Source organism: Brevibacterium sp. OS20 (assembly GCF_056837565.1).
Map to the genome: position 1 here is coordinate 3,093,040 of NZ_CM166367.1, position 12,052 is coordinate 3,105,091.

12 protein-coding genes are annotated in these 12,052 nt (G+C 64.1%); 6 read left to right on the plus strand and 6 right to left on the minus strand.

Going from position 1 to position 12,052, the window contains the following annotated elements:
* Positions 1–177 precede the first annotated feature (177 nt).
* A complete protein-coding gene (gene bla, locus ACVZTU_RS13845; protein WP_482400604.1) occupies positions 178–1,110 on the plus strand; it encodes a class A beta-lactamase in 933 nt (310 codons plus the stop codon).
* Between the two features lie 202 nt (positions 1,111–1,312).
* Complete coding sequence (locus tag ACVZTU_RS13850) at positions 1,313–2,089, plus strand: NAD(P)-binding domain-containing protein (RefSeq protein ID WP_139468367.1); 777 nt, start codon at positions 1,313–1,315, stop codon at positions 2,087–2,089.
* Positions 2,090–2,164: 75 nt separating this feature from the next.
* On the opposite strand, the gene ACVZTU_RS13855 is transcribed toward ACVZTU_RS13850, so the two are convergent.
* The gene (locus tag ACVZTU_RS13855; RefSeq protein WP_482400605.1) at positions 2,165–3,946 is read right to left on the minus strand and encodes a formate--tetrahydrofolate ligase; all 1,782 of its coding nucleotides are present in this window, start codon (positions 3,944–3,946) and stop codon (positions 2,165–2,167) included.
* Positions 3,947–4,061: 115 nt separating this feature from the next.
* Positions 4,062–4,424, minus strand: coding sequence for a MerR family transcriptional regulator (locus ACVZTU_RS13860; protein ID WP_482400606.1), 363 nt, complete (start codon positions 4,422–4,424; stop codon positions 4,062–4,064).
* 54 nt (positions 4,425–4,478) lie between these two features.
* Between ACVZTU_RS13860 and ACVZTU_RS13865 the strand changes: the two genes are divergently transcribed.
* Both ACVZTU_RS13865 and ACVZTU_RS13870 read left to right on the plus strand, forming a co-directional pair.
* Complete coding sequence (locus ACVZTU_RS13865; protein ID WP_482400607.1) at positions 4,479–5,462, plus strand: alpha/beta fold hydrolase; 984 nt, start codon at positions 4,479–4,481, stop codon at positions 5,460–5,462.
* 25 nt (positions 5,463–5,487) lie between these two features.
* On the plus strand, positions 5,488–6,237 hold the full coding sequence (locus tag ACVZTU_RS13870) for a class I SAM-dependent methyltransferase (protein WP_482400608.1): 750 nt from the start codon (positions 5,488–5,490) through the stop codon (positions 6,235–6,237).
* A 46-nt stretch (positions 6,238–6,283) separates the two neighbouring features.
* Here the strand turns inward: ACVZTU_RS13870 and ACVZTU_RS13875 are convergent, their stop codons facing one another.
* Positions 6,284–7,432 carry an FAD-dependent oxidoreductase gene (locus ACVZTU_RS13875; protein ID WP_482400609.1) on the minus strand — a complete coding sequence of 383 codons (1,149 nt, stop codon included), beginning with the start codon at positions 7,430–7,432 and terminating at the stop codon, positions 6,284–6,286.
* A gap of 51 nt (positions 7,433–7,483) precedes the next feature.
* A complete protein-coding gene (locus tag ACVZTU_RS13880) occupies positions 7,484–8,092 on the minus strand; it encodes a CueP family metal-binding protein (RefSeq protein WP_482400610.1) in 609 nt (202 codons plus the stop codon).
* A 171-nt stretch (positions 8,093–8,263) separates the two neighbouring features.
* On the opposite strand from ACVZTU_RS13880, the gene ACVZTU_RS13885 reads away from it, so the two are divergent.
* A complete protein-coding gene (locus ACVZTU_RS13885) occupies positions 8,264–8,908 on the plus strand; it encodes a YdhK family protein (protein ID WP_482400611.1) in 645 nt (214 codons plus the stop codon).
* Between the two features lie 9 nt (positions 8,909–8,917).
* Here ACVZTU_RS13885 and ACVZTU_RS13890 read toward each other — a convergent pair whose 3' ends face one another.
* Together ACVZTU_RS13890 and galE are read right to left on the minus strand one after the other, a co-directional pair.
* Positions 8,918–9,715 carry a DUF3626 domain-containing protein gene (locus tag ACVZTU_RS13890; protein WP_482400612.1) on the minus strand — a complete coding sequence of 266 codons (798 nt, stop codon included), beginning with the start codon at positions 9,713–9,715 and terminating at the stop codon, positions 8,918–8,920.
* A gap of 83 nt (positions 9,716–9,798) precedes the next feature.
* A complete protein-coding gene (gene galE / locus ACVZTU_RS13895) occupies positions 9,799–10,794 on the minus strand; it encodes a UDP-glucose 4-epimerase GalE (RefSeq protein WP_482400613.1) in 996 nt (331 codons plus the stop codon).
* Between the two features lie 152 nt (positions 10,795–10,946).
* On the opposite strand from galE, the gene ACVZTU_RS13900 reads away from it, so the two are divergent.
* Entirely contained in the window at positions 10,947–12,002 is a 1,056-nt protein-coding gene (locus ACVZTU_RS13900; RefSeq protein ID WP_482400614.1) for a hypothetical protein, read from the plus strand.
* Positions 12,003–12,052: the final 50 nt, after the last annotated feature.

Genomic DNA, 12,052 nt, shown 5'->3' on the forward strand with positions numbered 1-12,052 from the left:
GTTGCTGGGCCGCCGTCGGGTTGTTTGGGTACGAAACGCCTCTCGATTCGCGGGGAACCGCGATGACGGAGGAGACTGGTCGTTACCGAAGACCACAATGGCGCCTTCGTCAATTTGACGTACTTCCACGATGGCGGCACGCGTCGTCTCCCGCTGGGGAGAGAACGGAACGATTCGATGACCACACGAACTCTGCAGCTTTTCGCTTCGTCAACGTTGACCGCTTTGGCAGTAAGCGGCTGCGCTCCGGGTGAGGCTCAGTCGTCGGACGACAGCGACTCCCACACCGAGGCTTCAACAGAATCAGCGAACGTCTCTGACCGCCAGCGACTCGAAGAGCAGCTCAAGGATCTCGAGGACCGCTGCGACGCGAGAGTCGGAGTCAGCGCATTTGATACCGAGTCCGATGAGTCAGTCGACTACCGAGCAGACGAGCGCTTCGGCTTCGCTTCCTCACTCAAGGTGTTCGCTGTCGCCGAACTCCTCGACCGCACGTCACCGAAAGAAATTGAGAAGAACGTGTCCTGGACTCAGGCCGATGTCGATGAGGCCGGATGGACACCGGTGACGCAGAAACACGTCGACGACGGACTGCCGCTCGACGACGTTGCCGAGAGCGCGCTGAGGGTCAGTGACAACCTGGCGATGAACATCGTGCTCGACGAGCTCGGCGGGCCCGAGGCCCTCGACGACGCGCTGGAGAAGTCCGGTGATATGACGACCGAGGTCACAGACGAAGAGCCGGAGCTCAACGACGTCAAAGATGGCAGCAGGGACAACACCACCACTCCGGCCGCATTCACCAACGATCTCCACCGCCTCCTGGACCCGCAACAGCTCTCGGACGATGATCGCAGGGTGCTCTTCGACTGGATGTCGGCGAACGAGACCGGCGACCCGCTCATCCGCGCAGGCGCACCCGAGGGATGGGTGGTCAGGGACAAGTCGGGGCACTCGGATGCGATTCAGAACGACATCGCAGTGGTCACGCCTCCCGATCGCCACCCCATCGTCATCTCAGTGATGACAGAAACCGATGACCCCGAATCAGAGGACGGACCAGCCCTGGTCGCTGCCGTCGCCGAGGTGGCGCTTACCGAATTCGAATGAAGCCAATCCTCTCCAATTGCTACCTGACGGCGGCCCAGCAACCTCGCGCGAGGTATCTGAGCCGCCGTCAGGTTGTTTGGACACGCGGCAGCTCGCCTCCTATCCCCTTCGAGATCCCCGTACCCGGACGGTTGAGTCGATGAAACAATGCGAACAGACACACCCGTCGCTGACGAACAACTGGTCTCTCAAGGAGGAGCACATGACACGAATCGGTTTCATCGGAGTCGGAGAGATCGCCTCGGCGATGGTCGAAGGTCTTGCCGACAGTGAGGCGAAACCCGACTTCCAATTCTTCCTCTCCCCACGCAATGCAGAACGCGCGGCGAAACTCGCTGACTCAATCGAGTCCGCCACGGTCTGCCAGAGCAATCAGGACGTCATCGACCGCAGCGACCTCATCGTCCTCGCAGTCCTGCCGCAGCAGACCGACGCAGTCCTGAACGATCTCGACATTCCTGCCGAAAAGACCCTGGTCAGCGCCGTCGCTGGAATCTCAACAACCACGCTCGGAAACCATCTTCCGCATTCCCCGACGATCGTGCGCGTCATCCCCCTGCCCGCCGTCCGCGAGCGCAAGGGAGTCACCGCCGTATACCCGGCCAATGACGCGGTCGAAGGGCTGCTGAGTCACCTCGGCGGATCGGTGACCGCAGCGGACGAGACGATGTTCTCCACGCTCTCAGCGGTGACGGCGACGATGTCGGCGCACTTCGCGTTCCTCCAGACGATCACCGCGTGGCTGGTCGACCGCGGCTGGGATCAGGCGGATGCCGACCACTTCATCCGCGGCCAGTTCGTCGGACTCGGCACCACTCTTGCTCAGACAGACGAGCCCATCGACAACCTGGTCGCAGCTCACGAGACCCCGGGCGGCCTTAACGAAATGCTCAATAACGAGTGGATGAACGAGGCCAACCGCAACTCCCTGGCGGCAACTCTCGACGCGGTGTTCGACCGCGTCACGAAGTCCGACTGACCCCCAGAACTACCTGACGGCGGCTCAGCAACCTCGCGCGAGGTTGCTGAGCCGCCGTCAGGTAGCAATTACGTATCAGAAGAGGCCGGTGATGTTGCCGTCCTCGGTGACGTCGATCTTGAGTGCCGAGGGTTCCTTCGGGAGGCCCGGCATCGTCATGATGTCGCCAGCGATGACGACGATGAACCCAGCGCCGGCCGACAGCCGCACGTCCTTGACCTCGATGATGTGGTCGGTCGGCGCCCCACGCAGGCTCGCGTCTGTCGACAGCGAGTACTGCGTCTTCGCGATGCACACGGGCGCATCGCCGTAGCCCTCATCCGTGAACTGCTTGAGCTTCCGTTTCACCTTGGCCGGCAGATCGACGTCCTTGGCCTGGTAGATCCGCTGCGCGATGGTGCGGATCTTCTCCTCCAACGGCCGGTCGAGGTCATAGCTGTATCGTGCCCGCGACGCCGGATCGGCAGCAGGAGCCTCGGCATCCCCGGAGGCGGTGCCGGCGACGAAGACCGAGCCGTCATCGACAGCGGCCCCGGCATTGCCGATGCCGCCGGCGGCCTCAACGACCGCCTCGGCCAGAGCGAGCGCGCCCTTGCCGCCGTCGGCCCAGTGCGTGGACTCCACAGCCGCAACCCCAAGACCATCCAGGTGGTTGATCGCCGCGGCCATCTCCTCGTCGGTGTCCGTGGGGAACCGGTTGAAGCACACGACGGGCGTCAGTCCGTAGATCTCGCGCAGGTTCCGGCAGTGCAGCTCGAGGTTGCTCATGCCCTCCAGCACCGCACCAACATCAGCCGAGTTCACATCCTTCACGTCGACTCCCCCGTGGTACTTCAGGGCCCGCAGCGTCGCGACGACGACCACGGCCGAGGGCCAGATCCCGGCGGTGCGGCACTTGATGTCGAGGAACTTCTCGGCCCCGAGGTCGGCACCGAATCCGGCCTCCGTGACGACCCAGTCCCCCAGCGCCAGCCCGGCCTTTGTCGCGAGCAGACTGTTGCAGCCGTGGGCGATATTGGCGAACGGTCCGCCGTGGATGAACGCCGGCGAATGCTCCAAGGACTGCACGAGGTTCGGCGCCAGCGCATTGCGCAGCAGCGCCGTCATGGCCCCTGCCGCCCCGATGTCCGCGACGGTGATAGGTTCGCGCCCCCTACTGTGAGCGAGCACGATCCGTCCCAGCCGTTCCTTGAGGTCGGACAACGAGGTGGCCAGGCAGAACACCGCCATGACCTCGCTGGCGACGACGATGTCGAAGGCGTCCTCGCGCGGCACTCCCCCATTGAGCCCGCCGAGCCCGACGACGACGCCGCGCAGTGCCCGGTCGTTGAGGTCGACGACGCGGCGGAGGTGGATGCGTCGCGGGTCGACGTCGAGGTCGTTGCCGAAGTGGATGTGGTTGTCGAGCATCGTCGCGGCAAGGTTGTTCGCCGCAGCGATGGCCGCGAAGTCGCCGGTGAAGTGGAGGTTGATGTCCTCCATCGGCACGACCTGCGCGTATCCGCCGCCGGCCGCCCCGCCCTTCATTCCGAAGACCGGGCCCATGCTCGGCTCCCGCAGCGCCAGCACGGCCTTGCCGACCTCGGGTTTCGACCGCGCGAGTTCGTTGAGTCCATCGGCCAGGCCGATGCTCGTCGTGGTCTTTCCCTCTCCGGCCGGGGTCGGGCTCATGGCAGTGACGAGGATGAGCCTGCCGTCCGTGGCGGACTCGGCTGCCTGATCGAGGACGTCGATCGGCACCTTCGCCTTCGTCCATCCGTGAGGAATGATGTCCTTCGCGTCGAGACCCAGCCCAGCGGCGATATCGACGATGGGATCGAGCTCGGCGCTGAGCGCAATATCCATATCTGTGGTCATAAGGCCATCATGCCCGTTCTGCGAGATTTTGTGACCATCACTGACCCGAGAATTCGCGCAATGTGCACTGAGTTCCGCCCACCGCAACATCGAATTCGCCCAGGCGGCTGACCGCTCACCCCGCATACTCCGAGCACTCCGGACATCGGGTCATGAGGTCGTGCCGACAACCGCGAACGTGGAGGAGGAACTTCTCCGCTGAGTCCAGCGAGGTCCGCTGCGCCCGAATCGCCGACAGGCGAGCAGCGATCACCGAGGCACGCTCCGCCTCACCGCGATGCAGGATCGCCCGGATCTCGGCAAGGCTCATGCCCACGCTCTGACACGACAGCACGATCCGACACCGGCTCAGATGCTCATCCGAATACTCACGGTGCCCGGCTGCAGTCCGGTCCGCCACGACGACGCCTTCATCCTCCCAGTGCCTGAGCACATGCGCGGCCGTTCCCAGCTGCGCTGCCGCATCCCCGATCTTCATGACTCCATGATGACACCTTGACTTCAGGTTGACCTGAAGTTCTACCGTCGATTCATGACAACGCCAACAGATCGCAGCCCCGCCATCCGCATCTCCACTGACCACATCACCTTGAGCGACGGCGCCGAGGTGGCCACCACGACCCTCGAACCGACCCTCCATAACAACGGCCAGGACCGCCTCGGCGAGGTCATCATCTGTCACGGAACCCCGTGGTCATCCCGAATGTGGCTGCCGCTTGCCCGCGAACTCGCGCAGACGAATCGCGTCCGCCTGTGGGATATGCCCGGATACGGCGACTCGATTCCCGCCACATCCGGCAAGTCCATCCCCGATCCCTCCACCACGTCGGCACAGCCGACGGACGATCCCCTCGCCGAGGCGGCCCTCGCCGTTGATCTCATCACCCAACGTCGTCGACTGGCCGAGCTCATCGACTGCTGGGACGTGTCGAATCCCCACGTCATCGCCCATGACATCGGTGGTGCTGTCGCGCTCGGCGCGCACCTGCTCGAGGGCTGCGATTTCGCGTCGTTGTATCTGCTCGACATCGTCACTCTCGACCCGTGGGGCTCACCGTTCTTCCGCCTCGTCGCCGAGAACGAAAAGGTCTTCACCGCCCTCCCACCTCGCCTCCATCGCGCCTTGGTCCGCGAATACATTTCCGGGGCGGCTGCCACGCCAGCCGACGAATCTCCGTCGGGCGAAGCCCGTTCGAGTCTCAGCGAGGAATGGATCGCCGCACTCAGCGCACCCTGGCGCACCGACGCCGGTCAAGCTGCGCTCTACCGGCAGATCGCTGCGCTTCGCCCCGAGCACACGGCGCCCATCGTCGACCGCCTCGGCGAGGTGCGCTGCCCGGTCCGCATCGGATGGGGTGAGGACGATCCGTGGATTCCGGCCGACCAAGCCGATCGCCTCGCCGAGGCGCTGCCCGGAAACCCGCACGTGACCCGTTTCCCGCGCTCGGGCCACCTCGTACCGCTTGAGGCACCGCACGATCTCCTCGCCGACGTGACCGCTTGGCTCGACGTGTGAGAGTCGTGTGCGCGAAGATGGCGGTATGCGCGCATTCGACGAGCTCGTCACCGAGGCACAATCCCCCGATGTCACCGGCTGGGGGTTCGGCTGGCTCGATGGGCGCGCCACCGAGGAGCGACCACCGTGGGCCTACTCGACTCTGCTCGCCAGGCGGTTGTCGACGGCAACGGCGGCCCTCGATATCGATACCGGCGGCGGTGAGGTCATCGACGAGGCACCGGTGTTGCCGCCGCGCATGGCGGTGACCGAGTCGTACCGCCCCAACATCGCCGTGGCCCGTCATCGGCTCGGTCCGCGTGGCGTCGACGTCGTCGAGTCCGACCCGCACAGACTGCCGTTCGCCAACGGCAGCTTCGACCTCGTCACTTCCCGACATCCCGTGAGCCCCACCTGGTCGGAGATCGCCCGCGTGCTCGTCCCCGGCGGCACCTATCTCGCCCAGCACGTCGGTCCGGCCTCGGCGTTCGAGCTCATCGAGTTCTTCCTCGGACCGTTGCCGGAAAATCGCCGCTCACGGCACCCGCAGACCGAATCCGAATCCGCCGAGGCGGCTGGACTCACGGTCGAAACGCTGCGCACCGCGCGCTGCCGCATGGAGTTCTTCGACGTCGGTGCGATCGTGTGGATCCTGCGCAAATGTCCGTGGTGGGTGCCCGATTTCTCGGTTGCCGACTATCTTCCGCAGCTGCGTGAGCTAGATGCCGGGATGCGTAGGGGTGAACCCTTCGTTGCCCATTCGACTCGGCACCTCATCATCGCGTCAAAGCGCTGAGGCAGCCCCGCGCTAACACACCGAGTCCCCGAGGCACCCCACTCGATCACGAAGTCGAAGCGCCACCCACCCGGAATCGTTCCGGCACACTGCTGGCTCCCGTTGCGAGGTCGGCCGCGAACTCACCGAGCAGCGGCGCGAACTTCGCCCCGTGCCCCGAACAGGCCGACACGATGACCAGGCCATCCACCTCGTCGATGACGAAGTCCTCGTTCGGGGTGTTCGTGAACAGGCACGTGGTCTCCGCATACGGTTCCGGAATGAGTCCCGGCAGGTTCCGCTTCGCATAGTCGATCATCCGGGTCCGCATCTCCTCGGTGATCTGTCCGTCCTGGTCGAGCGCAGATGCGATCACCTTCCCACCGTTGAACTGCGCGAACTTCTGCCCTGCAAAGCCGGCATCCCGCCCACCGGGCAGTCCGTAGGTGAACATCTCACCGGATTTGTGGATGAACGTCGGCCAGGGCGTACTCGGCCGCCCATCTTCGCCGGCATCGCGATACGGCATGTGGAAGGCCTGCTCCTGCCGCACTTCGAATGTCGGCAACGCCTCAAGAAACGCTTGCGGAAGACCCAGATCGCCGAGGAGGTCGGGCAGCCACCCGCCCGCAGCGACGATGAGGCGGTCGCCCTCCACGGATTCCCCTGTCGCCGAGGTGACACGGAAGTCGCCCGCGGATCGTCGGGCCACCTCGGTGACGGTCCAATCATTGAGGGTCCGAGCCCGCCCGGTGTCCACCGCACGGTCGAGCATGGTTGTCACCGTGGTCTCGGCGTCGATGACGCCAGCGTCGGGGTGCCACAGGACGTCGGTGTCGAAGGCGAACTGCGGCCACCTTTCGGCGGCTCGTTCCGGGTCGAGGACCTCGTACTCAACGCCGATTTCATCGAAGATCTCGGCGAGCAGATCAGTATGCCGGGCGTCGCCGAAGTCGAGCGCTCCCGTGCGAGTGATCAGCTCAGTTCCCGATTTCGCTTCGAGGTCGTCCCACAGCTGCCGGGCGCGCACCACGAGTTCGGTGTAGAGACGATCCGGGTAGGCGTACCGGAAGATGCGGGCCGAGCCGTGGGAGCTGCCGCGGTCGTTGGCCGGGGCATGCCGTTCGAGCACAGTGACGTCCTCGCCGCGCGCGGTCAGGGAATACGCGGCTGCGGCACCGGCCAACCCTGCTCCGATGACGATGTGATGGGTCATAATAGGACTCCTCAAGAGGTGGTTGGGTGGTGGCGGCCTCCCCTCGCACTTCTACTGCAGCTTCAGGTCGGTCACACAGGTGGGCCCATCGCTCTTCGTCGAAAATTCGGTCGTACCGGTCTTTCCCTCGGCGGTGACCTCGATGGTAGCGGTGATGCCTGACGGTACCCAGAAGCCCACAAAACCATTGTCGAACGTCGTCGTCGACTCATCGACCACCGTTTCGCCTGTCGCCGAATCGGTGATCATCACTTCGACGCCCTTCCCGCTCAACTCGCCCAGACAGGTCGTGAGGCTGTGGTAGAAGCAGTCGTGTGTCTCATCGACGAAGGGAGCGATGGACACGTAGCTCTTCCCCTCCGGCAATGTCATCGTCGCCTCCTTCTGCCCGTCGGTGAGGACGAGTTCGTCCGGTTGCACCGAGGCCATGAGGTCGGTGGGCCTTTCGTCCACGGGGAGGCGATCGAGATGATCGATGACCCCTGTGACGTCTGAGTCGGCCAGATCGAGATCCGCAAGCAGCGCTTCGGCCGAAACCGGCTGCACTGCCGCAGACTCTGCTGAATCTGCGGATGATTCACTGCCCGGTCCCGGAGCAGAACACCCGGTCAGTGCAAGAACGAGGGCAGCAGCCCCCACCACGAGTCGCGTCGTTTTCATATATATCCCCATGTCACTACGGGTGCAGAGCACCTATGTCATCTTGGCAACCATACCCTTAAGGGGTATAGGGTGACCGTGGCGGGTCCAAAGGATGGGATGCCGTGAAATGTTCCCATCAGCCGCCGAGCGAATCCGACACGACCGTCTCACAGAACCAGGAGACCATTCATGAAGAAGCTCAATCCGACCTCCCGATTCACGGCACTCGCCGCAGCACTCGGACTGGCATTGGCAGGCTGTTCGACTGCGAAGGATGACACCCAGGCACCCGACGGCGATGGGTCGCACGGCAGTCACGAGTCCGCATCGAACGAATCCAGCGGATCCGATCACGAAGACATGGACAGCAGCGAATCCGAACACGAATCAGGTGGCCACGAAGGGCACGCTGCCGATGGCGGCGACCCACCGGAGGGAATCGCGAAGGCCGCCGACCCGAAATTCGACCTCGGTGACACAGTCGTCCTCTCTGCCGATCACATGCCGGGGATGAAGGACGCCGAGGCAACCGTCTCCGGCGCCTTCGACACGACAACCTATTCGATCAGCTATACCCCGACCGATGGCGGAGATCCGGTCAAGGATCACAAGTGGGTCGTCCACGAAGAGCTTGAGGATCCGGGCAGAGCGCCGCTGAAGAAGGGCGCGAAGGCCACCGTCAATGCCGACCATATGCCCGGAATGAAGGGCGCCGAGGCGACCATCGACTCAGCGACCGACGAGACCGTCTACATGGTCGATGTGAAGACAGATGAGATGGAGATGACGAACCACAAATGGGTCGTCGAAAGCGAGATGACATCCGCGAAGTGAGGCGTGGTTTCACCAAGTCCGTCCGAATCGCGCGAGGCAGTGCCAGGCCTTCTTCAACTGCTGCCCGTCGAGATCCCACGCCCGGCGGGCGCGTGCGATATCGATGGGCCTCAGCTGCGCTGAATTCCCCATAGTCTCGGCGATCCGCTGCGCGAGATCCGCCACGTCCTGTCCCCGATACTCCGGATGTGCGGCGATCTCGGCAACCTCGGCGACATAGCCCGGATGAGTCTCGACGGCGAGACCACAGAGGTCCGCCGTCTCCAGCACCGCGTGATCGGCGAAGCTGGGATCGATCACCAGCACTTCGACGTCTTCGGGCACCTTGACCCCGCCGTGGACATGAGCCTCGATGTAGTGGTCGAGACGGTCGACGATCCCGCATCCCTGGGCAGCAGCCTGGTCGGCAGCCCGCTCGTCACGACGATAGTCGGCAATGAGCCTCATCCGGTCAGCAACCCCGAAGAGCTCCGGCTCGAAGGTGCTGTCCGGGTAAGCGAACGTCGCCCGCGCAAGGACCTCCGGACGGAGACGCAGGTAGGCAGACCCGAACCGCGGTGCCGGCCCAAAGGGGTCGCCGTCGAGGTCAAGTGCCCCATAGACCGGTCGGTGGTGCACCTCCACATGGTCATAGGCTCCACCGAAGATTCTCTGCTCCCAGAGCCACCGGTCGCCGCCGGGGAATGCCGTCAAACCGCCATTGCTCGTGCCTGTGGCGAACTGGGAAAGATACTGTCCCTGCTCGAGAATCGACTCGAGCACCCTGGCCTCAGAGGCGTCATCACCGGGATGGAAATGCAGTGCCACCCGCGCCCCGACCGGCAGCTCGTGCCCTGGCGCGGAACGTGCTCGGATCCAGTGAAGTGCTGTTGCGGCTGGGTCCGATTGCGTCATCGTTCTTGGTTCGGCAACATCCCCGCGGCCTCGACAGCGCTGCGGACGATCTCCTCGAGACCGAACTCGGCCTTCCAGCTCAGCAAGGCGGAGATACGGGTGACGTCGGCGACCAGCGCCGGTGGGTCGCCTGCGCGACGCTCGCCCATTTCGGGGACGATGTCACGGCCGGTCACCTCGGCGATGGTGTCGATGACTTCCTTCACCGAGGCGCCGGTTCCGGTGCCGACGTTGAACACGGTCTCCGTGGTGCCGCCGGTCCTCATGTAGTCGAGGGCGGCGATATGCGCCTCGGCGAGGTCCTTGACGTGGACGTAATCGCGGATGCATGTGCCGTCGGGTGTGTCGTAGTCGTCACCGAAGACGATCGGCGCCTTGCCGTCCTTCAGCCGTCCGAGCACGATCGGGATGAGGTTCATGACGGCGGTGTCGGCGAGTTCGTTCCAGCCGGCACCGGCCACGTTGAAGTAACGCAGCTTCACGGCGTTGAACGTGGTTCCCCGCATCGTGGAGGCGGTGATCTGGTTATCGATCATCCACTCGCCGATGAGCTTCGTCTGGCCGTAGGGGTTGATGGGACGGCAGTCGAGGTCCTCGGCGACCATGTCGACATCCGGCATGCCGTAGGTCGCGGCTGAAGAGGAGAAGACGAGCGATTCGATGCCGGTCGCTTCAACGGCGGCGAGGATGTTCGTCAGGGCACCGATGTTCTGCCGAAAGTACATGACCGGCTCTTCGACTGACTCACCGACCTGCTTCTTCGCGGCGAAGTGGATGATCGAGTCCACGCTGTGTTCCTTGATCGCGGACACCAGTCGTTCCTCGGCGTCGGATGCGGCCAGGTCGAGGTTGACCACAGGCAGGCCCTCGACGCGAGCGCCGATGCCGGTAGAGAAATCATCGACGACGAGCACATCGTCGCCGCGCTCGGTGAGCAGCCGCACCACGTGCGAACCGATATATCCTGCCCCTCCGGTCACCAGAACTGCCATTGGCCGCGTCCTCCTTCGTCTCGTCGACACGTCGGTATCAGAATACGCGTTCGGGTGTCCGAGTTCAGATTCGGTCTGAAAGCCCCGTGAGGAAAGCTTCGGAATTCGCCGTCGCCCTAGCCAGACCGAATCGGCCCTGCCACAGTGGGAAAATGCACATCCTCCTTATCTGCGACCCCGGGCCCCCGAGCCGCCGCGTAGCTTCGTTCAAGGACGAATTTGCCGAACTCCTCCGGCAGGATTTCGAGTCGGATGTGACTGTCGATGTGTGCACAGAGGCGCTCCGGGTCCAGGCCGACCACCGACTGGAGCTGACGACTCTCGACGCGATCGTCGACCGCTATGCCGCTGCGGATCTCGTCATCATGCTCACGGACATTCCGCGCCACACCCAGGGCAAACCTCTGATCGCCGAGGTGCTTCCGGCGCGCAACATCGCCGTGATCTCCTACCCCACCCTCGGCGCACTGACGACGAAGCGTCGTCTGCTGAAGATCTATATGAGCTGCGTCAATCAGCTCCTGCCCGAAGGTCACCTGCCGGCGAAGACGCATCGCCTGCCGCGCTGGGGCAGATGGTCGAGCCGCTCCGAGTCGGGCCGCCGCACCCTTCACGCTCATACATTCACGGGCGGACCCCGCCTCGTCCTAGGCATGACCATGGCCAATGAGCCGCTGCGGATGGCCCGCAGGCTCTCACGAGCCATGGCCGCAGCCGCTGCCACAGGAGCATTCGGCATCTTCTACAGCTCCATCTGGCAGATGTCCCACCATCTGTCTACCGTCCGTCTCATCTCGATCGGCGCCATCGCCATCGCAGTCATGGTCGGCTGGCTGATCACGATCAACCGCCTCTGGGATCGCCCGGTCAATGAACGCCTTGCTCAGGTCGTCTTCTACTACAACCTGTCCACCGTACTCACTCTCATCATCTGCGTGACGGGCCTCTACGCTTTGTTGGTCATCGGCATCCTCACCGGTGGACTCATCGTCATCGACCCCGAGTTCATGGCCCAGACGATCCACCGGCCCGAAGCCCGCCTGACGAACTACCTCGACATTGCGTGGCTGAGTGCGGCGATGGGCGTCGTCGCCGGCGCACTCGGCTCAAGCTTCGACAGTGACATCGACCTGAAGAATCTCACTCACGCCCAGCGGCTGCGCTCTCGCGTCTATATCGCCCAGGACGACGAGACCGGTAGAAACTGACGGGGGTTCCGTCCCGGTCAGGGCGGCGTTATGGTGGCGACAGACTCCGG

Bases quoted from the DNA above. Each gene is read 5' to 3' on its own strand.
- ACVZTU_RS13875 (WP_482400609.1), bottom strand. From the start codon at position 7,432: ATGACCCATCACATCGTCATCGGAGCAGGGTTGGCCGGTGCCGCAGCC.
- ACVZTU_RS13860 (WP_482400606.1), bottom strand. From the start codon at position 4,424: ATGAAGATCGGGGATGCGGCAGCGCAGCTGGGAACGGCCGCGCATGTG.
- bla (WP_482400604.1), top strand. From the start codon at position 178: ATGACCACACGAACTCTGCAGCTTTTCGCTTCGTCAACGTTGACCGCT.
- ACVZTU_RS13865 (WP_482400607.1), top strand. From the start codon at position 4,479: ATGACAACGCCAACAGATCGCAGCCCCGCCATCCGCATCTCCACTGAC.
- ACVZTU_RS13850 (WP_139468367.1), top strand. From the start codon at position 1,313: ATGACACGAATCGGTTTCATCGGAGTCGGAGAGATCGCCTCGGCGATG.
- ACVZTU_RS13870 (WP_482400608.1), top strand. From the start codon at position 5,488: ATGCGCGCATTCGACGAGCTCGTCACCGAGGCACAATCCCCCGATGTC.
- galE (WP_482400613.1), bottom strand. From the start codon at position 10,794: ATGGCAGTTCTGGTGACCGGAGGGGCAGGATATATCGGTTCGCACGTG.
- ACVZTU_RS13885 (WP_482400611.1), top strand. From the start codon at position 8,264: ATGAAGAAGCTCAATCCGACCTCCCGATTCACGGCACTCGCCGCAGCA.
- ACVZTU_RS13855 (WP_482400605.1), bottom strand. From the start codon at position 3,946: ATGACCACAGATATGGATATTGCGCTCAGCGCCGAGCTCGATCCCATC.
- ACVZTU_RS13880 (WP_482400610.1), bottom strand. From the start codon at position 8,092: ATGAAAACGACGCGACTCGTGGTGGGGGCTGCTGCCCTCGTTCTTGCA.
- ACVZTU_RS13900 (WP_482400614.1), top strand. From the start codon at position 10,947: ATGCACATCCTCCTTATCTGCGACCCCGGGCCCCCGAGCCGCCGCGTA.